Source organism: Methylobacter sp. S3L5C, assembly GCF_022788635.1.
GTDB lineage: Bacteria > Pseudomonadota > Gammaproteobacteria > Methylococcales > Methylomonadaceae > Methylobacter_C.
The window spans coordinates 4,330,632-4,353,824 of the sequence record NZ_CP076024.1; the positions used below are offsets into that span (position 1 = coordinate 4,330,632).

Here is a 23,193-nt window from a genome sequence, read left to right on the forward strand (position 1 = left end):
AATATTATCAGCGTTCTTCTTTAGCAAGGGGATTGATATAAAACAAATTACAGCATCTTGTATTTTTGCACGAAAGTAGTGAGCAGTTAGGCTCATAAAACGATACCGACCGAAGCATTTAAAGACTTCAATCCTTTTCAAAACAAGAGTAAAAGTATTACAAACTTAGGTACAACTGAGCTTTAAACTATCCTTAACGCAACAAAATGTGCTTTAACCATTAACACGAAATTTTTACGCTAACGATATTGCTTTTTTCATGAAATTGGCATTCTTTAGTATTTTTTTAAAAGAATAGACTATTTAATTCACTTTTGCATTTAACACTGACAATAGACTTGAACTCTATGAGCCTAGCGGCTGCTTTTAGAATGATGACCGTCATACTGTGCTTTAACAATATGACGTAGAGGCAGGGAGGGACGATAAATTGCTTATTCGGATAAAGAAAAGCCGACTTTAATGGTAACCTGCCAATGCGCAACTTTACCATCGGCTATATGTCCACGGGTTTCGACAACTTCAAACCAACGCATTTCCTGAATAGTTTCCGAGGCTTTACTAATAGCGCTTTCTATCGCTTCCTGAATGCCAACAGTAGACGAACCTGTCAGCTCTATTTTTTTATAAACATGATCAGTCATGAGTTATTCTCGTTGTATATAAAAGGTTAAGTTCCTGCAAACGTTCAGGGGTACCTATATCCATCCAGAAGCCTGCAAATTTTTGTCCTGAAACCCTTTGATTTCCTGTTGCCTGTCTCAATAAAGGTCCCAGCTTACTACTACCGGCGGGTATATTTCTGAATAATTCAGGACGGTATAAACCAATACCACTAAACGTTAGTTTTTTCGTTCCGTTATCAATAATTTTACCGGTATTATCAAGATAAAAATCACCTTCCGGATGATGTTCAGGATTATCGACCAGTACTAAATGCGCCAAATCAACGGCCTGATTTTTAAGTTCTACAAAAGGAAAGTCGGTAGCAATATCGCCATTGACCACCAAAAAAACATCGTCACCCAATAGTGGCAGCGCATTAATAATGCCTCCCGCCGTTTCCAGTCCCTGTTCACCTTCCGGAGAATATTGAATATTGGCACCATAAAGTTTACCGTTACCCAAGTAATCTTCTATTTGTTGACCCAGGTGAGCATGATTAATAATGATGTACTTAAAACCTGCCGATACCAGTTGGTTGATCGTATGTTCAATAATGGTTTTTCCTGCCACCGGAAGTAACGGCTTGGGTGTGTGATCCGTCAATGGACGCATTCTTTCGCCTCGCCCTGCAGCTAAAATCATGGCTTTCATTAGCTTGTCACACCTTCACTTTTACCAGCTTGCTTTGGCGTCGAAGATACAATAGTGTAGGCAGGTAAGATCTGCTTTGTAAGAAAATCACTAAATCCTGAAAGTTCAGGATAATTTGCACAGACAGCCAGCACATAATTTAAAGTACGCGGTATGTCGTTAAGATAGCCGGACTTGCCGTCTCTTAAATGCAAGCGGGAAAAAATACCGATTGCTTTGAGGTGGCGTTGCATTCCCATCAAATCAAACCAACGCTTAAAACATACCGGCATACAAACTATCAGCTTAGCTTGCAATAGCCTGTCATAGTAATCAGTCATCCACTGCTCAACCTGTTGCTGTGGCCATTCAACATAACAATCCCGCAACAACGAGACAAGATCATAAGTTATCGGGCCGATAACTGCGTCCTGAAAATCGATGACTCCTGGAGAATCATCATCTAAAACCATAAGATTGCGCGAGTGGTAATCTCTATGGACACAAATAACCGGTTGCTCCAGTGCAGAATTAACTAAAATAGTCCGCACGGTTTCCCAAAGCGATGCAGGGATCTCAATATCCAGCCATTCATTTAAAAACCAGTCTTCAAAAATACCCAGTTCCCGCTGCAAAAGTGGCTCGTTATAACCCGGTAAATTACAGTCTTGAATAATGGTATGCGACTGCAGCTTAAATAAGGCATCTAAAGCGCTTTGATATAATCTAGTAGCATTATCAGCATTGAGCTGATCTAAAAAACACTGCGAGCCGAAATCCTCAAGCAGTAAAAACCCGTCCGTAAGATTTTGTTGCAAAATAACGGGAACATTGACATGAGAACGCGCCATTAAAGCGGCAATTCTTATAAAGGGCTCAATGTTTTCTTTTTCCGGTGGCGCATCCATGACAATAAATTGTCCCTCGGGTACTTTAATTCTAAAGTACCGTCGAAAACTGGCATCACTGGAGGCAGGTTCGCAGGAAGTAACCGTCAATAACAGGTCATTTTCCAGCCAATCGAGCATGGATATTGTTCTTAAGTCGTCAAGCATCATGATATTTGGTTTAGATTAGTTATAATGCCAAGATAAAGTGCGGTAAAATGCGTGCCATGCATTTTATTCGATTTACGACCCATTACGCTACTAACTTATACCACCTATGCTTCGTCGCTTATTTCTGGTTTTTTTACCCTCATTAACAGCATCTACAAGCTATGCAAACGATGCAGCTTGGAATTGTGAGCAAAATAAAGATAGTAAAGAATGGGTTTGCGTTGGCGAAAAAAAACCGCCAGCCCAAGCCAATGCAGCTGCACCTCCCGTTAAAGTTGAATCAGCCAAAGCGGTTCAACCGGCTTTAATTAAGCCGGTTGAACAAACCTATCCGGCTAAAGTTGTGCCGCCTAAAATCAGTAAACCCATTAAACAAGAAACCGCTGAGTTGATTCAACCAGTAAGCCCTAAACCCGCTCAAGTAACTTCGCCAGTGCCTGGTAAACCGGTTGAAAGGATTCAACAAGCCAAACCGGCAGTTGCTCCGATTAGAGAACCTCTTGCAAATCAATTCGTTAAAAGTACTCAGCCGACACTACCTGCACCTGAAAAGACTGCCATTGCAAACAGTCAATTTTCCGACCGTGAAGTAAGTCATGCAGGATGGAACTGCGATGCCAGCAAAGGCGATGAAGACTGGAACTGTCAGTTGACTGGCCCCAATCCTGAAAACAAAACTCAACTTGCAAAGGCAGAAGAACCGCTATCTAAATTTAGGCTGTTAAATCCGGCGTTTGATCTGGAAAAGGAACAAACCTTTAAAACGCTAACCTCCCAGTTGCCTTATGATCCCTGGGAAAACTGCAATGCTGTGCGAGGCACAAAAACTAATTTTGTATCGGAGTCTGATAAAAGAGAAACGTCGCCGATGAACGTCGAGTCCAATTATTCAGAGATTTTCGATAATGAAATCGGCAGCTACTACGGTAATGTGCAAATGACTCGTGCCGATCAGCATTCTTCGTCTAATAAGGCTAATTATGATAGTGTCTCAAAAGTACTTGATCTACACGGCAACGTCTATTACAGCGAAGATGCCCTGGCATTGCATAGCGAAACAGCCTCGCTTAATCTCGCAGCTGACCAGTCCAAGCTAAGGAATCTGGAGTTTATTTCTCCGACCACACCATTAAGAGGCACGGCAAGCGCTCTTTATCGTGAAAGTAAAACCTTGTCTCAGTACAAAGATGTCGCCTATACCAGTTGTCGCCCCGGCAATCAGGATTGGATTATTCATGCTTCTGACTTGAAGATGAATAAAACTACCGGTAAAGGCGTTGCCAAAAATACCTGGATGGAGTTTAAGGGCGCCCCGGTATTTTATTCGCCTTATTTATCCTTTCCTATTGATAACAGAAGGCTTTCCGGTTTTCTTGCACCCTCCTTTGGAACTACCAAGTATAGTGGCTTTCGTGTGGCCGCACCTTATTATTGGAATATCGCCCCAAATTATGACGCCACCATTACTCCCAGGGAACTGTCCTCAAGAGGCCCTTTATTGGCAGGTAACTTCCGTTATCTGACCGAGCAATCAACGGGCAAAGTTGGGATGGAATTTATGCCTAATGATAGCGTTCTTAATAAAACGAGATATTCGGGTTCCATAAAAAATACTTCTCAAATTTCTGATCATATCAGTTCAAACATGGATGTAAATTATGTTTCTGATCAAACCTATTTCGCCGAATTGGGCAACGCACTCAGCTTTTCCAATTTCAATTATCTTAGAAGTACAGCCGATATCAGATATGATCGCCCAGGCATTAATCTGAGTACCCGGTTTGAGAACTATCAGTCAATTAATACAACCACACCCAATGCGGCCCTGCCTTATCGAAAACTACCCCAAGTTAACCTTAATCTGAATCATTCTTTTCAGTTTATGCCGCTAACTACTACTATGGAAAACGAGTATATCTATTTCCAACAAGCCAGTCTGGTAAATGGTCAACGTATTAACACCAAGCCCTCAGTCAGCATACCATTACAAACATCCAGCGCTTATTTAACCCCCAAACTTTCTTTGCAACACACCCAGTACGCACTGAATAACTTACAGCCAAGTATAAGCTCAACTGACTCTATTTCCCGAACCTTGCCTATTTTTTCTGCCGATAGCGGCCTAAACTTTGAGCGGGGATTTACTATTGCCAATGCACCCTTTTTACATACTCTGGAACCCCGGTTATTTTATTTATATGTCCCTTATAGCAATCAGCAGAACATTCCTGTATTTGATACCGCGCAATATGACTTTCAATACAACTCCATGTTCAGGGAAAACAGCTTTTCCGGCACAGACCGAATACAGGATGCCAACCAAATAACAACGGCGATAACCTCGCGACTGATTGATGATGAATCCGGCCTGGAAAGACTAAAACTAAGTGTTGGCGAGATTTTTTATTTTCGTGATAGAAATGTCACTTTACAGTATGCAAACCAGGCGCCAGTGGTAGGCAGTTCAGTACAAACCAATAGCGTATCGAACCTGGTGACTGAATTGAGTAGCGAATTGACACGCACTATATCAGTTACATCCGGGTTACAATGGAATCCTGTTATAAATGATATTGAAAGAGGCAAGGCAGGAATTCATTATAGAAATGAGTCTAACGAGATCTTTAATCTCGGCTATCTTTACAGAAAAAACCCCTTGATACCCGACGGCACCAATGATATTACTCAAGGTGATGCATCATTTCGTTATCCGATTTATGACAACTGGTATGCCATGGGGCGATTCCAGTATTCATTATTATATAATCAAACTCAGGACGCTTTTTTCGGCGTCGAGAAAGAAAATTGTTGTTGGCGTTTTCGCATCGCGGCACGGCATTACATCAACAATATTGCCAACACCAACTTCAATGGTGTCACTACCAATCAAAATCTGACCTTGGCAGGTACTGCCCAGAACGGCGTGTTTTTTGAAGTCGAATTAAAAGGCTTGTCTGCTATTGGCGACGATATGGATTACTTCTTGCAACAGGAAATTTATGGTTACCGGAAATCTCAAAAATGATTAATCAGAATACAATGAAAAAAACTATTATTTCTTTACTCACTTGCTGGTTTTTATTGGCTGTTTTTTTAGCCCATGCTGAGGTTCTCGGAAAAATAGTCGCCGTTGTTGAAGATGACGTTATTTTGGAGCAAGAACTCGACAAAGAAATATCGACTATCAGACAAAGAATACAAGGCAGTCAGACACAAATGCCACCAGAATCCGTTTTACGTAAACAGGTACTGGAAAAAATGATCATCGACAGGCTTCAGCGGCAACTGGCGGAAAAAGCCGGCATTACCGTTACTGAAGAGATGCTCAACAATTCGGCAGCTGATATTGCCCAACGCAACAGCATGACGCTCCAGCAATTTAGGGAAGAACTGGAACATCAAGGTATGACCTATAAAAGCTTTTTGGATAATATGCGTAATGAAATTATTATCAACCAATTACGTAGTAGAGAAATAGGTGGCCGTATCAAAGTCACTGACAGGGAGGTTGATCATTATATGGAAACTCAGGGGAAAATTGGTGATGAGGCGATTCAGTATCATTTAGGCCATATACTGATTGCCGTTAAAGAAGCTGCATCAGCAACGCAGATACAACAAGCCCAAAGTAAAGCCGATGACCTGGTCAGACAATTGCGTGCAGGGCAGGATTTTGCACAAACCGCCATGAGTGATTCAGAAGATGATAATGCCCTGAAAGGCGGCGATCTGGGTTGGCGTACCCTAAATGATATACCCACCCTTTTTACTGACAAGGTCAGTACAATGCGTGCCGGTGAAGTTGCTGATCCTATTCGCAGTCCTAGTGGCTTTCATATTATTAAAATGCTGGAACTAAAAGGCATGGGTAATCATACGATTACCAAAACCAAGGTTCGCCATATTTTAATAAAAACCAATGAACTAATCGATGATAATGAAGCTAAAAAACGCTTGCTGGCTTTAAAATCACGTATTGCAGACGGTGACGATTTTGCATCCCTGGCACGCGCCCATTCAGATGACAAAGGCTCAGCGATAAAAGGTGGCTCACTTGATTGGGTAAGCCCCGGCGATCTGGTAAAGCCGTTTGAAGAAGCTATGGGGAAACTCGACAGCAATCAAATCAGTGAGCCTGTTCAAACACAATTTGGCTGGCATTTAATCCAGGTTCTTGACCGAGAAAACAAAGACGATAGCATTGAGCATAAGAAAAACCTGGTCAGAGACGCTATTCGTAAACGGAAAATTGAAGAAGAAACCGAGCTTTGGATGCGCCGGCTTAGGGATGAAGCTTATGTGGAAATTGTGCAATAAACTTTATAGTGAGTAACAATCGCAATTATTGACGTACTTTAAGGTGATATCCAAGCACGTCTGCACCATAACAAAATAGTTACAAAACGTTGTATTGCTCATGATTAAAATAGTAAACAATTTATGATCGACATCTTAAGTAACAATGAGCCGCTGAAAAACCGACTACAACAGATTATTAGTAGCCGGAATCTTAACAGCCAACGTGAGTTTATCAGTACGCTGGCAATTGAACTGGAAGTCGATAGCTTGACTTGCGCTGCTGCATTGGTGCATTTAACTCAAGCTATTGAAAATAAGTTACCGCCAGAATTATCGGAAGATAAAAAAACCGACCATCAATTACCGATAAACAATATAGTACCGGGCATTAAAATGGTGCGTTATCGACTGGATGTAGGAAGTAAGCACCATATAAATCTTGAACAACTTAAAAAAGTATTAATTGAAGAATCAGGCGTCGATAAAAACAACATCCATAATGTTAATATTCAAAGCTTGTATACACTGCTGGAACTGCCCGACGAAATGCCTCCCGATATATTTCAGCATTTAAAATTAGTCGAAATTAATCAACATAAACTGGATATAAGGCGTGTAAAAGCGCGTAACAATAAAAAACGTGGAAATAATCATATGCGCCGAGGTCGAAAACGTGATGTCAAAACCGATAATGAACCCTTGGATAAAGTCAATAACAACAAGAACGTTGATTAATTATTATAGCAATTTTCTATGACGCATATATCATCACCACTACCACTGTTGGGTTGGCGAGAATGGGTAGAGTTACCGGAACTTAATATCCCCCATATCAAGGCTAAAATAGACACCGGAGCGCGGTCATCGGCTTTACATGCGTTTGCTATCGACCCCTATCGAAAAGGTGGACAGCGCTGGGTTATGTTTACCATTCATCCCCAACAAAAAAATGTAGAAGTATCGATTGAATGCCACGCCCCAATTAAAGATCGACGCTTGGTGTCAGATTCCGGTGGCCACAAACAACGCCGTTATGTTATAGAAACTCCGATAATTTTGGGACAATCGGTGATTATCGCAGAAATGACGCTGACTAATCGGGATAGTATGCTATTTAGAATGCTGATAGGACGCACGACCATCAATAATCATTTTATTATTGATCCCAATGCCTCTTACTTACAGGGAAATCCTGATCATCACAAAAACCTGTCCGAAACATCCATCTAATTGCTCAACATCAACTTTTTAAAAAACTAACGCCAGGCATTATCCAATAATAATAAGAGTAAATTACCATGAATCTTGACAACAAATTTACCGCCCTACAACTTGCCATCATCAATAACGAAGCCGCCCTTTATACCTGCGCTTGCCCTGTTCATATCAGTATGCAAATTACCAACTTGCGTAAATTATTCGATTATCAAAAAACGTGCATGGAGTTGCCACCAGAAAACGACGTACAAATGCAGGTTCATCAACGCATTGCCGACGTCACCAAACAGGCCCATCAACTGATGGAGCAATGCCTTGAGGATATTTTGGATTTGGAAGGCTGGGATATGAACAAACTTGAAATGCCTGCCGGTATCCGGACACGCATAAAAAAAATTGATGCGACGTAATGCCATTAAGGTTAAGCCGTTCGGCGCTCGACAAGCCCACCACGAACGGCTAAACTCAAACTGTCGCGCCTTAAGTGGGCCGCGACTTTAAGCATTTATTGTCATCAAGCCGTTGTTGTAGAATAAAGCTTGATACGTAGATATCGCTGATAAAAACCAAAATCCTTATCGCTCGTAAATATCTGGACGCTTAAACGCACTGAAACAGCACAGATCAATAAATCAATGTGCGATCCCTGAATACCCTTTTGGCGGCATTCATTATAAAATCTGGCTGCCATAATATAATCTTCATCCAGAATCGGTGTATTCTCAAAATAGTTCAGCTTGGCTTTTAAAGTCTCAAACTTGTTTAAATCACTATAACCTGACAATACTTCTTGTCGAATAGCCCCAATAATCAACACACGTTGGTCGGCTATTAATGTTTCCAGGCTTTTTACCTGCACCTCAAACTCCGGTTTCTTTGAGCGGAGTGCATGTGACCAAATACAGGTATCAACTAATACTTTCAAGAATCTCGCCCCTGCTTATAATCATAATCATGATCGGGATCAAATTGACCAAATAGAGTAACAATCTCTAATTGCTTGCGGCGATTAATAAATTCTTTTAACGCAGTAACAACCGTATCTTCCTTGGTTTTAAAGTGTCCCACGATTAGCGCTTCATTAATTAAATCATCATCAATGGCAAGATTGGTAGTCATGGCAAGTATCCTTTTATAAGTTATACGTTAAAGTTTTCAATTGCTCCAGTAAGAAGTTATGCAGCTTTTGCATTAACTTCTTAGCGAGGCATTTGATCAATATGGATGGAACCATGTGAATTACCCCGACCTAAAGGACGGGGCTTCCAGCTTCACAGGGATAATACTCGGCACAAGGCGTGAGTCACCCCGCTTCAAACGTTTGGTACCACTGTTATTCAAAAAGTTTGCGTTAGGATATGTATCGCTGTTTAGTTAATACATGGTAAAACATAAGTAGGCTACTTGTTAAGTAAATTAATGGTCAAAGGAGAAGCTGGGGTTGCGGATAACCAAATCCAGTGTTCTGGGTATGCTACATAGCCTTTTCTTATCGGGTTTTCATGAATGTAGTTGAGCTTTTGTCGGTAGAATGCCGGGTTTTCAATCTTTTTTGGGGCGTTCGTTTCCATCCAGAAGCGATATTTACCTTCCTCGTCTACAAACAATCTTAAAACCGTAGGTTCTGTGATTTCGAGGTTGCTTTTAAATTTTACCGAAGGTAAAGCATTTAAAATCGCGCAAGAAACCCGCCGTATCTGGTGAGGTGACGATAAGGTGAATGTGGTTCAGCATGAAAACATAACCATTCAATTCCAGCCCTTTATGCTCTTGGCAATAACGCAATGAATCAGCCAGGATTTGCCAGCGGTTGTGACGGTCAAACAAGTAATACCAACGCTGGATGGTCAGTGTTACGTAATAAGTTCCAGCATTCAGATCAGCGGCTACACGGCGTGATGGCATGGCATTGGCTTCCTTTAATTATTTATAACTACTCAGCCCCAATTCTAATTGCTGGATGGGATATTTATCCTGTCTGTAACGTTTGTTGTTATCGGTATGACAAATACGACCAACTACTACAATCCAAACGTTTGAAACGGGGTACATACCCCGTCTCGCTCAGTATTTTGGATTTGGAAGGCTGGGATAAGAAAAAACTTGAAATGCCTGCCGGTATCCGGACACGCATAAAAATTGATGCAACCTGATATCGCCTTAACGCAATTGATCCCACGTACCGCCATACAATGTCGCTAACCGACCTACGCGACTTGCATATTTTTGTCCACGAAAAACACGAAAGACACGAAATAAAAGCAATACATAGGATGGATTGATGAAGAAAGCCCATCATTTACGAGTAACCCCCCCTCATTTCTTAATAAATACTATCAAAATAATTTCCTATCAATTATAAACGTTAATTATGGTAATATAATATAAAAGTATAAAATAAGGTAAGCAATAGATACCTATTTTTAGATTTTACAAATAATTACTAAATGCTTTTTTAGGTATCTACTTTATGTTATGGAACAAAACTGCTTAGGACATGGAACATAAAGATAAATATCCTTAGAAGTACATGCGTGACTTATTATTTGACATCACGCTATTTGCCCTGATGCTGGCCATAATTATGCGAAGCTATTTTATAAGTCCAGTAGGTCGGGTTAGCTATAGCGTAACCCGACATTTTACGCGAATGTGTCGGGTTACGGCTATCGCCTAACCCGACCTACATGACTAATATTTCTCTCAAACTAGCAGCTTCGATATTTCTCGACACCATTCAATTGCATCGGGGCTACTGCTGGTTTTTATCACCTTATTTTTTTAATCTTGATTATATCGAAAGGATTTTGTAAATATGAAACATCCAAATAATATTTTATTGCCTTTTTTTGCTTATGGCATCTTCAAACCGGGACAGTTATGTTATTCACGAATAAGCAATTTTGTCGAGAGTTATACTAAAGATACGGTATCAGGTATCCTAAAAGAAAGAGATGGAATTCCTCTTCTTGTCTTGGGCGACAATTACGACATAAAGGGGTATTTGATTCATTTTTTCGCTGGAAAAGAAGGCAATGCATATGATCAAATAATAGGCATTGAGCCTGATGAGGTGTATTGCTGGAGTACGGTTAAGGTTAATGATTGTGAGGTAAATGTACTTATTGGAAGAAAAGAACAAAAAGGAAGTACAGATCTTGAACATTTCGACGAATGGGATGGGAAGTCTGACCCCTATTTTAATCAAGGATTAGAAGAAGTAGAGGCCATTTTAAACGCAAATTTTAATTCCGAAGATCAATATAAGACTCTATTTCGATTACAAATGGCTTATATGTTACTTTGGTCTGCCATAGAGCGATATGCAGGACTGAAATATCACCTTGGCACCAAGGCTTGTAAAAAGGTGTTTAAAATTGCAAGTGAAGAACGCTTTAAGGATACCCTAAAGGAGATTGTTCAGAACAAGAGAGAGGTTTTCAACACAACGGATTTAGAAAAGTACACGCTTGATCCAAACGATCCGGAAAAATCAATAAAATATTACTACCAAGTTCGGTCAAATGTAATTCATCGAGGAAAGTCGGTAAATGCTGATTTTACAACTATAAAATCTTCATTGACAGAACTACTCTTTATATTCAAAGAGCTTTTAAAAGAATCATTTCGAGAATAAAGCTAAGTTAAGCACCTGCTTTTTATTCACCATATTTTAAGCTGGACTGGATTTGCAATTCATCCCCTAGTATTTAAAGTTACTCATTAAATTACTAAACCCTATTATGCTTCGGATTTATAATCCATATCATACATGCTACTAAAATAGAGGAAAATATAAACCTTCTTTCTCTATTACACTTTCATTACATTTTACTTAATTGAAGCTACTTGCCTAAGTTTAAAACAATTAAAGCCAGATAATACTGGCTTTTTCTTCTTCAAAAATCCTGAGTCGTAAAATATGAAAAAATTATGTGGAATTTTTATTCTGATAGCTATGATTGCTTCCGGTTGCGCCACCTCCGGTAAACTTAATGTTCAGGAAACCCAAAATATTAAAAAAATAGTTTACATTTCAGATCGAAATTCTGAAAGAGAACAACAATATATTGGTTCTGTTGCGAAACTCATGGAAAAATACAATTATCAAATTGTACAAAATAGAGGGAACGGAGAGCTGTTTTTAGATTTCGTAATTGAAGGTGGAGCGATTGTTACGGTTAGGCTTACCTTGCTTAAAGGTAGTGATGAGTTGATAAGTGCTGAGTCAACCAATTATGGATGGGGAACTGTTATCGCCCGACCTATTGCTATTGCAAGCCGTGTCGAAGCTGCATTGGAAATATTTGAAGAAAAACTGAAAGAAATTGATGGTAGATGATTGAAGTAATATGTTTAGTTTTTGGCAAATAATTAAGACCGGATAATATTGGCTTTTTTGCATGATGACTGGCAGAAGACAGGTAGGGTGGGAAAACAATAAACCTATTTCCCCACCCTGATAACTTACGGCACTAATTTTTCAATCGTATTGGAAAAATTGTATAAGCCGATTCTATTGGCTTCGGAGCTGGTGGCGGCGGCTTTAAAGGCATATTTAGTTTCGGCTTTTAGGTTGGTCAACAGGCCTTTGGATTTTGAGAACAGCTTGCTGTTCCAATGTTCGTTATCGGCAGGTGCCGGCAACTCCGAATACAAAACAATATAACCGGAAGCCCGGTCAACAACGCCGATTTCTATGGTGACCTCGCCGGAATTATTGCCCAACAAGACATTAAATGACGGCGGTGCATCCAAAATGCCGACCGGTTCGGGAATTTTTGAAATGATAAAACCGCTACTATCCAGTTTAATCAGGTCACTTTGAGCAATCAGGTTGACATAATTGCCCAGACTCCCCAGCAAGTCTTCCAGATTTAACCGATAGGCATTTTTGGTGGCGGTATCTTGCTTGGTACCATCAAGGCATTTTACCAGGGCGTCGGCATAGACCGTTATGGCCGTCTGAATAGTCGCCAGATTTGGCTCTGGGTTTGGAAAGTAAGCGTTGTTGGTCATTTTATTAACAATTAACTGCGCGGCACTGGGCAGATCATTATCTTTAAGCTTGGAAAAACTGATACGAGCTTTTTGCGTTTTCATAAATTCCCCTGGGTTATCTGAATAACCGGTTCTGGTAGCTTACAAATTGGTTTTTTATCTAACATACTGAAGTCAGGCGCATTGCCTTTAACGTGCATTATAATTGATTATTTGGCGAAGCAAAGCAAATTATCAGTTAAGCGCGTGCGAGGGAGATAAAGCACTTAAAACCGGCTTAACGCATTAAAACCCAAGACTTTCTTGCTCTGCAAGGGAGCCTTACTTATCGGCAATACGGGGTTTCTTGAGTGCTGTGGGATGGGGTTATACTGCTCTGCTGGTGTTCTTAATAATCTGAAAGTTTTTCTTATCTGCCTCAGAGTTTTTCTTGATGATCTCAACGGTTTTCTTATCTGCCTCAGAGTTTTTCTTAATAATCTCAACGGTTTTCTTGTCTGCTCCAGAGCATTGCTTAATCATCCCGGAGCTTTTCTTGTCTGTTCCAGAGCATTTCCGGTCGGAAATATAACCAAAACAACTTGCCCAGCGCCATTGCAATACTGCCCAAGCACATTGCAGTCATGTAGGGTCAACATCAAAATATCGAAGATTTACTCAATAATGTCGGGCATGAAAAGATACGCCCGTCCTAGATAGCTTTTAACTTCCAGAATCAAGATATAGAATCGGCAAATGTTATCAGGGATTTATTTTTAAAATCTCCCCTACCCCCCTCTTTTCAAAGAGGGGTACTGAGAAATTATCCTCTACGAGCTGATTTTCTCTTTTAAGACTAATTTGCTAAGGGCAGGAAGGACAATAAAGGTACAAATCATAATCCAGAAAATACCCATGGTAATTATCAAGCCCATGGTGGCAATACCCTGATGGGGTGAAAAAGCCAGGCCAACAAAACTGGAAGCGGTAGTTAATGCGCCATAAAACATGGCTCTGGCCGTACTGGATTGATAGATGTTCTGCGCTTCAGACAGTGAATGATGCAGCTTTTCAACCATGTGGATGCCGTTATCAACACCGAGTCCCAGCAATAACGGCAAGGCGATAATGTTGGCATAATTAATCGGCGTATTGGTAAGCACGGTACTGGCCATCGTGAATAATCCCGCCAGAATTAATGGCGTCATTACCAACAAGGTATCGGTAACGTTACGTCGTATGGCATACAACAGCAGCGCAATCGTTATTAAGGCAATCGTAATCGCTTTTTTAAAGGCATCAACCACTTCTTTCATCGACTCCCAGTAAATAACCGGTAAATCAGTTGTTTCAGGGGCTACCAGTTGTACGTCGGTAATGAAATGCTCCAGATTATCCAGATCATTCAAATCTTTTTTAGGGAAGATCTGAATACGGTATAAACCTTCCTTGCTTAACCATCTTTCTTTGATATCAGCAGGCAAAGCGTCCAGCGTAATCTCCCGTGCATTTAAACCGGTTAACAACTCATTCATCGCACCGGGCAAGGTACCCAGTAACGTTGTTTGTATTTTTTCGATAAACAGGCGTCGCCCCGGTTCCTGCCGGGTATCAAGCTCAAGCAATATATCCTGTAACTCTGCTTTGAAAGCTTGTAACGCCGCTATTTCATGGGCGTCAGTTTTGGCAGGCAAAATATTATCGATGGTTTTTAACAGCCGGTTAATGGCCGGAATTGGATTGTTATCCGGTTTTAGCGGCGGAAAACCTTGTGATTGCGATCCCAGCATCAAGGCCATATCATCAATCATCGCCAGCTTTTCTTCCTGCCCAGAAGGTACAAAATCAAACAGACTAACGGTTTTATCAACCGATCCTAATGCGCCAAGTTTTTGCTCTATAGCCTTGGCTTTTTGTTCATCAGTGGCCAAAACCGTCAAGGTCATCGGAGTCGTATCCGGATCTTTATTCAAATTTTGAAAAGCGATCACTGATTCAGTATTTGGATCACGCAGATTAATGGGATTAAAATCAGTTTTAACCTTAAATACCAGTACTACCGATATAACAGCAATAAGACCGGTTACTATGGCAATGGGCTTGGCGTAATGCAACGTAAAAGTCGCCAGTTTTTCTGCCAATGTTGTCAAAAAAGGGTGAGTGGTTTGAGGCTCTGACTTTACTGACACCGGAATAAATTTTAACAGCGCAGGCAACACCGTCAAGGTGATTAAAAGACAGATAAACAAACTGGTTCCAGCCAGTAAACCCAGTTCGGACACGCCTTTATAATCAGTCGGCACAAAAGCATAAAGTCCGATGGAAGTCGTACCGGCACATAATAATAAAGAGGGACCGGTGGATACTAACGTACTGCGAATCGCTTTTTCTTTTTGAACATGAAGCAGCAGATTATCCCTATAGCGCAAACAAAAATGAATCGCATATTCAACGCCCAAACCAATATTGGATACGGCAAAAGCAACTGAAATCAAATTCAATTCCTTTACCGAAAAGGCCGCAAAAGCACCACAAAAAACCATCCCTAAAGCCAGAGTAAACAGCGTGGCAATGGTAAACAAAATGGAACGGTAAGCAACCAGTAAAATAAACAAAACCAATATGACCGAGAAAATACAGGCATTAAAAGTACCGCTACTCATCCCCACAATTTCATCGTCTTCAAGACCTACTTCTCCGGTTATCCAAACCTTAACGGCAGGCAATCCGGGTTGTTGGATTTCAGTAATGGCTTTGCGTATCGCGTTAATTGCATTTTCGGCCGGACGAATTTGTGTGTAATCGAGCCTGGGCGCAACATTAATAAAGCCTTTATCAGAGCCCTGCCCGCTTAATTTTTTCTCGGCAATCAAGGATTCCCAAGACAGCAGATTATTTTCACCATTCATGCTTTTATGCAAAGCCAGTGAAACCTTATCAATCAGCGGCGGCAAATCAAGGGGTAATTCCTGATTTTTATTGGCAGAATTTAAGGCATCATCAAAAATTGAAAAAAAGCCGGTCAGATTTGGCTCTTGAGCAATTCGACCTATAAATGCTTGAGCTTGAGACAAATTAGTTGATAACGCCTGTAAATCATCTACGTTGAGATAAAGCAAGCCGTTCTGATGAAAAAAACTATTTTCAGTGGGTATGTATACGGATTCAAAATTGGCTTTATCAGCCCTTAATAAGCGTCCCAGTCTTATAGTCGCGGATTTGGTTAACTCAGGCGTATCCGATTCAACAACCAACAACGCCTTATGCACATCTTGTGAAAAGGCTTTTTCATACTTACGAAGATTTTGCTGAAATGGCGCATCAGGCGCAATCATGTCGGTATTATCGGTATTGATACTTAAATTATTGACGGTATATTGCCAGGCAAAAACAGTAAGCAAGCCAATAATTAGCAGTACAACCAAAGGGTGGCGAAGCGTCCAACTTCCCCAGTAAGAAAGTAAACTGCGACTGTATGTTTTAAGCGACATTATTTTGATCCGGTTCTTCAAGTATTAATGAATGGTAAGCGTGTTCAAAGTGTTCAGGGCATCACTTCGAGATTCGATAAGTTCCTTATCCTGCTGCTGAATGAAAAGCGCAGGAATTTTTGCTGCATTAGCAGCCTGCATACCCTCTTTTTGGCCCAGACAAAGCAAAGCCGTAGACCAGGCATCGGCAATAGTCGGGTCTTCATAAATGACAGTAACGGCAACCAGATCATGTAAAACCGGACGTCCGATACGGGCATCAAGAATATGACCATAGCGCTGTCCGTGATCATCAAAATAATGTCGATAAGTTCCTGAGGTCATCACTGCCATGGGTAAATCTTTAGGCATGGTCATAACTTTTTGCATAACCTGCTCCCCTGGTAAAGGCCTTTCCACGGCAATACGCCAGGCTTGTCCATCCGGCTTGTGTCCTTGTGTTTTTAACTCACCACCAATCTCGACCAAATAGTTGGTGATGCCTTTTTGTTCAAAAACCTTGCTGATACTTTGCACACTATAGCCTTGTGCTATAGACGACAAATCCACTTTTAAATTTGCTTGTTTTTTACGTAAATGAGAGTCGTCCACCACTTCCAGCTTTTCCATGCCAATTTGGTCCAGTGTTTTGCGGATGGCAGGCGCATCAGGAATAGTCAGTTTATCGCCTCGAAACCCCCATAACTCAAATAAGGGTTTGATTGATAAATCATAGCATCCCTGACTGGCCTTACTAACAATCTGTGCTACTCTAACCAAGGAGACAATAACGTTGCCAACCTCTTGGCTATTCGTGTTTTCGGCACTATTAAAGGTCTCTATAACTGAATCGGGGCGATAATTGGACAGTGTTTTGTCAATAATATCGAGCTCGTTTTTAACACTGACTTCAATATCTTTGCTATCTACCGGTAACTCCGACCAATAGCTGATATGATAAGTCGTCCCCTGAGCCGGTCCCTCAAACTTTTCAACGACCGGATCAGTGCAACCTGTCAGTATGACAAAGCATAATATCAAGCCATAATACCGGGACACACTGGAGGGGTTCATTTTAAAACCTTGCGGATTCATTGCCCATTGCTGTTGTTTATTTATCATCACAAAATTTTTACCTGATTATTGCGGCGCAGTTTTTCTATTGTTAAATATTGCATTAGCCACTGTAGTTTATTTTAATCTGACGTCTTCCCCGATTTTTAGGGATAACATAATAGGTGTGGTCATTTATTGCCGGGTGTGAAAATTTTCTGGCACCCAAGCAATAGCACTTTACCCTGTTCAGGGCCCAACTGACCATTTTAAAAAACAGACAAATTGCAACATTATAAGCTCAAATGCACATTAATTTATTTTAAAATGAGCGTGTCATCTATTAAGAAGCAACTATTTGTACTTTATTACTTACAGGCTGATTGATTTTTTGGCTTGTCACATTCTCTTTTAGGCTACAGCCATGAATGATTTATTAGGCAATAAACCGATCCGGCATCTTATTCCAGGCATTCTTTTGGCAGGCTTATTGGTACTGGGATTTATGGTGTTGCAAGAGTTTTTGCTCACACTTGTTTGGGCAATTATTATCGTTTATGTCATGTGGCCGCCTTATCAGTGGTTAAAGCATAAGCTTAAAAACCGGGCCAGCCTTAGTGCAGGAGTCATGACGGCAATTATTGCCACGGTGATTGCTCTGACCATCTACTGGCTGGCAGCCATGTTACAGGATGAGACCAAAATAGCCTATCAAAGCCTGATGGGCAATTTTAACCACCAACCCTATCTGCTTCCTGACTTTATAGTCCGGATACCCTGGCTGGGCAATTATTTACAGGAATGGCTGGATAAATTAACCAATGACCGACTGGAGGTTGCCACGCAACTGGCTGATTGGGCAAAGCAAGGGCTAGGGGGCTTTGCAAAATTCCTTGGCAGTATCGGCCACAACGTTATGAAATTGGGCGTTATTCTCGTCACCGTATTTTTTTGTTTTCGTGACGGCAAGGATATGCTTAAACAATTACAGACAGGGGTGGTTCATTTTCTGGGGAAATATCAGCACATCTACTTACAGGCTGCAGGCAGCACTGTCCGTGCGGTAGTTTATGGCTTGGTCCTTGCCGCACTCGCTCAAGGTACGCTGGCCGGATTGGGCTACGCCATTGCCGGCGTCAAAGCACCGTTACTGTTTGGCGCCATCACCGCGTTGTTGGCCATGATTCCTATGGGAGCAACGCTGGTATGGTTTCCTACCGGCATCACCCTGATTTTTATGGATCAGTTTTGGCCCGGCGTAGGTCTGTTACTTTGGGGGTTTTTAGTCGTCAGTACCGTCGATAATGTGATTCGTCCACTGGTCATCAGTGGCGCCAGCCGGGTACCTTTTCTCGTCGTGTTATTTGGTGTACTTGGCGGGCTTACCACCTTCGGTGCCATAGGCCTTTTTCTCGGACCGGTTATTCTGGCGGTGTTGCTGTCAGTATGGCAGGCATGGCTAAAACTTCAGCAAGAAGAATTGCCCCCAGAGTTGGAAAGCCATCCTGCCTGGTATATTTTATCGGTAAAAGAAGTACTCCATAAACTGACTTCCGATCTGGCCACCGGCTTGACAAAAGTAGCTGCCACAGAACGCTTGCAGGATTACGGACCCAACCAACTTACCGAAAAACCGCCCCGCTCTCTCTGGGTTTTATTATTATCCCAATTTAAAAGTTTTCTTATTCTGGCGTTGATTGCAGCGGCAATTATCGCGGCGATTATTGGGGATTTAAAAGACGGCATCGTTATTTTAGTGGTCGTTATCATTAACGCCTTATTAGGGTTTTATCAGGAATTTCAGGCGGAAAAATCATTAAGTGCGCTAAAAAAGATGCTGGCATTCAAAGCCAAGATACGCCGGGACGGGCGTACTCTGGAAATATCAGCCGACTTGCTTGTGCCTGGCGATATTGTCATTCTCGAAGCCGGCAGCAAAATACCGGCAGACGGTCGTGTTCTTACCGCTCATTCGCTGGAAGTCGATGAGTCGTCGCTGACCGGCGAATCAATTCCTGTTGCCAAACAAAATCATATTCTTGCCAATACTGCTACCCCTCTAGCCGAACGTAACAACATGCTCTATATGAACAACACCGTTACCCGGGGGCGCGCAGAAATGGTGGTAACTGCCACCGGTATGAATACCGAGATCGGCAAGCTTGCAAACCTGTTAACACAAACGGAAGATGGAGCCACACCACTGCAAATCCAGCTCGATAGCTTGGGTAAACGCTTGGTAGTGTTTGCGCTAGTCATCATTGTTATTTTATTTGCCAGCGCGCTATGGCGGGGAGAGCCGTTGATTCAAACGGCGTTTACTGCTATCGCACTCGCTGTAGCGGCCATACCCGAAGGCTTGCCTGCGGTAGTTACCGTTACTTTGGCACTGGGTATGCATCGGATGGCTGGCCAGCGCGCCATTGTCAAGCGCTTGGCTGCGGTAGAAACACTGGGCTGCACTACCGTTATCTGTACTGACAAAACGGGGACGTTAACGGTTAATCAAATGACTGCCCGGTCACTGTTTTATAACAATCAAAGCTATAAAGTTAGTGGAGAAGGTTACAGTCTTACGGGAGAAATTCTACCCCGTCATTCACCCGAAAACATGTCCAATTTATTGCTGCCTCTGGCGCTTTGCAACAACAGCCAGTTACAAGGCAACCAGGTAATCGGTGATCCTATGGAAGGCGCATTACTGGTACTTGCCGCTAAAGGTGGTATTAATAAGGAACAACTCAACAACCAACTGCCCCGGATTGCCGAAATTCCGTTTGATGCCGAACATAAATTTATGGCAACATTTCATCGTGATGGCGATCATATCAAAATATTTATTAAGGGTGCGCCTGAAGTTATCGTAAAACTATGTCAGTCGGTAATTTCGATTGTTGAAGAAGATCAAAAACCAACACCGTTTCAACACAATAAAATATTGAAACAAAATGACATCATGGCCGGCAGCGGCTTACGTGTACTGGGAGTCGCCGTTCGTTCGTTGCCCGCTGATACGGTTGATCTGAATACTGATCTGTTTCAATATATCAAGGAACTTGGCTTTGTCGCACTGGTGGGGCTGATGGATCCGCCCAGAGCTGAAGCACGCGAAGCAATCAAACTCTGCCAACAAGCAGGTATTGCCGTCAAGATGATTACCGGCGACCAGAAAGTGACCGCCTTGGCCATTGCCCAGGAACTGGGGCTGAAAGGTGAAGTGATTGAAGGTACAGACTTAACCAAGATGGATGATGATACTTTGGCTTTGTGTATTAATGCCATTGGTGTTTTTGCCCGCACCGCGCCAGAACAAAAAGTACGGATCATACAAGCGTTAAAAGCCGATGGTCACGTCGTCGCCATGACCGGTGACGGTGTCAATGATGCACCTGCCTTAAAAAATGCCGACATTGGCATCGCCATGGGAATTACCGGTACTGATGTCGCCAGGGAAGCGGCAACGATGATACTGACGGATGATAATTTTGCCACCATAGTCAAGGCGATCAAGGAAGGGCGAGGAATTTACGATAATATGGTTAAATTTGTCCGTTTCCAACTATCCACCAATATCGGCGCTATCCTGACGGTCGCTATTGCCCCGCTACTGGGAATGCCTATCCCGTTTACTGCCGTACAATTGCTGTGGATCAACATTATCATGGATGGCCCACCCGCCATGTCACTGGGCGTTGATCCGGCCCGAACAGCCAGCATGAACGAAGCGCCCCGTGACCCGGATGCCCGTATACTTTCCTTACGCCGCTTTGGTAATCTTTTTGGCTTCGGGTTAACAATGGCCCTGGGCACCCTTGGTGTTTTATATTATGGCTTACAAACCGGAAAAGCTGACCATGCCACAACAATCGCTTTTACTACCTTTGTGCTCTTCCAGATATTTAATGTTTTTAATGCCCGAGCTGAAAAATACACAACCTTTAACCGTAATTTCTTTGCTAATAGAATGCTCTGGCTAGCCATTGCCTCTGTGATCCTGTTGCAAATTCTGGTGATTCATTGGCCACCAGCACAAGCTCTATTCCATACCACGCCATTGACACAACTGGATTGGTTGATTGCGACCGGGGTTGCCTCATCCGTACTTATTATTGAGGAGTTACGCAAGCTGTTAAGACAATTATTATTTCAAAAACAAGCATTAATTTAAAAAACTTATCTATACCTAAAATATAAAATAATGAATAATCTGTTATTGATCATTGTCGCTTTGTTGCTGGTTGCACTCAATGCCTTTTTTGTAGCAGCTGAATTTAGTCTTGTTAAATTACGACAGACACGGATTCGCCAGATCGCCGATACACGCGGTTGGAGCGGTCGCATTTTGGCGACAGTCCACTTAAAACTGGATGCTTATTTGTCAGCCTGCCAGCTCGGCATTACACTCGCGTCTCTAGGCTTGGGCTGGATCGGTGAACCTGCTTTTGCAAGCCTCTTGGAACCTGCTCTTGGCAAACTGGGAGTCACATCGCCGGAACTGATACATGCCATCTCATTTACTTGCGCATTTTCCATCATCTCGTTTCTGCATATCGTTGTTGGTGAACTTGCACCAAAATCAATCGCCATTCGAAATCCTGAACAAATCGGGCTATGGAGCGCAGTACCACTCTATTGTTTTTATTGGCTAATGTATCCAGCTATCTGGTTGCTAAGTTCCAGTTCCAATTTAGTACTACGCCTGTTTGGTTTAGGTAATGTCCATAGCCACGATGCACATTATTCAGCTGACGAACTTAAACTTATTTTGCGTGGCAACGGCCAGGATGATCGATTTACCCGTGACGAATGGAATATTCTGGCAAAAACACTTGATTTTAGTGCCCTGGAAGTCTCTGACCTGATGCGCCCAATTAACGAAATTATTGCTCTGTACCGATCCAAATCTTTGCAGGCAAACCTGAATACTATCTATGACAATCGCTACAGTCGTTATCCTTATTTTGATACTAACGGTATTGATGTACTGGGTGTCATTCATTTAAAAGATTTATTTTTTGCCAAGCAAAATAATCAAAAAATTGAAGACTTGCATCAATACCTGAGACCGATTCAATATATCTCTCATGACACACCGGCTCTGGAATTATTTCGTTACTTTAGAATGGGCGCGGCACATTTTGCCGTCATCGGACAAAAAGGACAAAAACCCCAAGGCTTTATAACGCTGGATAATTTGTTAAGTGCCATGGTCGGCGAGATACGTGACGAGTTTCGTCAAAACAATAATGACTGGAATCGGCTTGAGGATGGCACCCTTATCGTCAAAGGTAGTTTACCGATATTCTCGCTGGAACGGATTTTGGGAATCGATATTGAAAATGAAGAACTTGAGCTGGAAGATGAAGTGTCAATCGGTGGTCTCATTATGTCAAGACTTCAGGATATTCCGGTAGAAGGTCAGAAAATTGAATTCAATCAATTTGATATTGTAGTACAAAAAATGAACGGACCAAAAACGCTTTTTGTGCATATCTACCCTAATAAAACCGAGGATTTTTAGACGTGACGGCTAACTGGAACAGCATCATCCAATTTAGGGCAGACATCATAATCTGCCTCTGCAATCAATTTTATGACCGATATTTTCCGGAAGCAGTTAACAGTAAATCGTACTATAAAAAATGACGGCATGCAGTATCAGCGACAATCAGCGCAGGCTTTTACAGACTATTTATTGACAGACCATATCACAATGATAGCGCTTAAAAACATGAAGATAACAACCTTACAAACTTAAAAATGATAGAATACGCAACCTAATTAGCAGTATATGCAGTATATGTAGAGAGCATCAAGCT

At 41.8% G+C, this 23,193-nt stretch carries 19 protein-coding genes; 9 read left to right on the forward strand and 10 right to left on the reverse strand.

What is annotated here, in order from left to right; translation table 11 throughout:
• Positions 1–434: 434 nt before the first annotated feature.
• From KKZ03_RS19685 to KKZ03_RS19695, 3 genes are read right to left on the reverse strand one after another with little or no spacing between them, the layout of a single operon-like run.
• Complete coding sequence (locus tag KKZ03_RS19685) at positions 435–644, reverse strand: dodecin (RefSeq protein ID WP_243218450.1); 210 nt, start codon at positions 642–644, stop codon at positions 435–437.
• Positions 637–1,317, reverse strand: a complete 681-nt coding sequence (gene murU, locus KKZ03_RS19690; RefSeq protein WP_243218451.1) for an N-acetylmuramate alpha-1-phosphate uridylyltransferase MurU — start codon at positions 1,315–1,317, stop codon at positions 637–639. Before murU ends, KKZ03_RS19685 begins: the two co-directional genes overlap by 8 nt.
• On the reverse strand, positions 1,317–2,354 hold the full coding sequence (locus tag KKZ03_RS19695; protein ID WP_243218452.1) for an aminoglycoside phosphotransferase family protein: 1,038 nt from the start codon (positions 2,352–2,354) through the stop codon (positions 1,317–1,319). Before KKZ03_RS19695 ends, murU begins: the two co-directional genes overlap by 1 nt.
• Before the next feature lie 106 nt (positions 2,355–2,460).
• Here KKZ03_RS19695 and lptD point away from each other — a divergent pair, with 106 nt between their 5' ends.
• The 5 genes from lptD (at position 2,461) to KKZ03_RS19720 (ending at position 8,281) form a co-directional block, all read left to right on the forward strand.
• Positions 2,461–5,379 (forward strand): LPS-assembly protein LptD, encoded by a 2,919-nt coding sequence (gene lptD / locus KKZ03_RS19700; RefSeq protein ID WP_243218453.1) that lies wholly within the window; start codon positions 2,461–2,463, stop codon positions 5,377–5,379.
• Between the two features lie 14 nt (positions 5,380–5,393).
• Entirely contained in the window at positions 5,394–6,671 is a 1,278-nt protein-coding gene (locus KKZ03_RS19705; RefSeq protein WP_243218454.1) for a peptidylprolyl isomerase, read from the forward strand.
• Between the two features lie 123 nt (positions 6,672–6,794).
• Positions 6,795–7,388, forward strand: coding sequence for a DbpA RNA binding domain-containing protein (locus KKZ03_RS19710; RefSeq protein WP_243218455.1), 594 nt, complete (start codon positions 6,795–6,797; stop codon positions 7,386–7,388).
• An 18-nt stretch (positions 7,389–7,406) separates the two neighbouring features.
• The gene (locus KKZ03_RS19715) at positions 7,407–7,883 is read left to right on the forward strand and encodes an ATP-dependent zinc protease (protein ID WP_243218456.1); all 477 of its coding nucleotides are present in this window, start codon (positions 7,407–7,409) and stop codon (positions 7,881–7,883) included.
• Between the two features lie 68 nt (positions 7,884–7,951).
• Complete coding sequence (locus KKZ03_RS19720) at positions 7,952–8,281, forward strand: hypothetical protein (protein ID WP_243218457.1); 330 nt, start codon at positions 7,952–7,954, stop codon at positions 8,279–8,281.
• Between the two features lie 104 nt (positions 8,282–8,385).
• Here KKZ03_RS19720 and KKZ03_RS19725 read toward each other — a convergent pair whose 3' ends face one another.
• From KKZ03_RS19725 to KKZ03_RS19735, 3 genes are all read right to left on the reverse strand, one after another.
• Entirely contained in the window at positions 8,386–8,796 is a 411-nt protein-coding gene (locus tag KKZ03_RS19725) for a PIN domain-containing protein (protein WP_243218458.1), read from the reverse strand.
• Entirely contained in the window at positions 8,793–8,990 is a 198-nt protein-coding gene (locus tag KKZ03_RS19730) for a type II toxin-antitoxin system VapB family antitoxin (RefSeq protein WP_243218459.1), read from the reverse strand. Before KKZ03_RS19730 ends, KKZ03_RS19725 begins: the two co-directional genes overlap by 4 nt.
• 525 nt (positions 8,991–9,515) lie before the next feature.
• Positions 9,516–9,776: a transposase gene (locus tag KKZ03_RS19735; RefSeq protein ID WP_243218460.1), complete on the reverse strand. Its 261-nt coding sequence runs from the start codon at positions 9,774–9,776 to the stop codon at positions 9,516–9,518.
• A gap of 910 nt (positions 9,777–10,686) precedes the next feature.
• On the opposite strand from KKZ03_RS19735, the gene KKZ03_RS19740 reads away from it, so the two are divergent.
• Complete coding sequence (locus KKZ03_RS19740; RefSeq protein ID WP_243218461.1) at positions 10,687–11,508, forward strand: hypothetical protein; 822 nt, start codon at positions 10,687–10,689, stop codon at positions 11,506–11,508.
• Positions 11,509–11,793: 285 nt separating this feature from the next.
• Positions 11,794–12,213 (forward strand): hypothetical protein, encoded by a 420-nt coding sequence (locus KKZ03_RS19745; RefSeq protein ID WP_243218462.1) that lies wholly within the window; start codon positions 11,794–11,796, stop codon positions 12,211–12,213.
• Positions 12,214–12,338: 125 nt separating this feature from the next.
• Here the strand turns inward: KKZ03_RS19745 and KKZ03_RS19750 are convergent, their stop codons facing one another.
• The 4 genes from KKZ03_RS19750 to KKZ03_RS19765 form a co-directional block, all read right to left on the reverse strand.
• Positions 12,339–12,974, reverse strand: coding sequence for a hypothetical protein (locus tag KKZ03_RS19750; RefSeq protein ID WP_243218463.1), 636 nt, complete (start codon positions 12,972–12,974; stop codon positions 12,339–12,341).
• Positions 12,975–13,238: 264 nt separating this feature from the next.
• A complete protein-coding gene (locus tag KKZ03_RS19755; protein WP_243218464.1) occupies positions 13,239–13,394 on the reverse strand; it encodes a hypothetical protein in 156 nt (51 codons plus the stop codon).
• A 287-nt stretch (positions 13,395–13,681) separates the two neighbouring features.
• Positions 13,682–16,342, reverse strand: coding sequence for an MMPL family transporter (locus KKZ03_RS19760; RefSeq protein ID WP_243218465.1), 2,661 nt, complete (start codon positions 16,340–16,342; stop codon positions 13,682–13,684).
• A 24-nt stretch (positions 16,343–16,366) separates the two neighbouring features.
• Positions 16,367–17,443, reverse strand: coding sequence for an FAD:protein FMN transferase (locus KKZ03_RS19765; RefSeq protein ID WP_243221688.1), 1,077 nt, complete (start codon positions 17,441–17,443; stop codon positions 16,367–16,369).
• 355 nt (positions 17,444–17,798) lie between these two features.
• Between KKZ03_RS19765 and KKZ03_RS19770 the strand changes: the two genes are divergently transcribed.
• A complete protein-coding gene (locus KKZ03_RS19770; RefSeq protein ID WP_243218466.1) occupies positions 17,799–21,542 on the forward strand; it encodes a calcium-translocating P-type ATPase, PMCA-type in 3,744 nt (1,247 codons plus the stop codon).
• 30 nt (positions 21,543–21,572) lie between these two features.
• Positions 21,573–22,895, forward strand: coding sequence for a hemolysin family protein (locus KKZ03_RS19775; protein ID WP_243218467.1), 1,323 nt, complete (start codon positions 21,573–21,575; stop codon positions 22,893–22,895).
• Positions 22,896–23,193 lie beyond the last annotated feature (298 nt).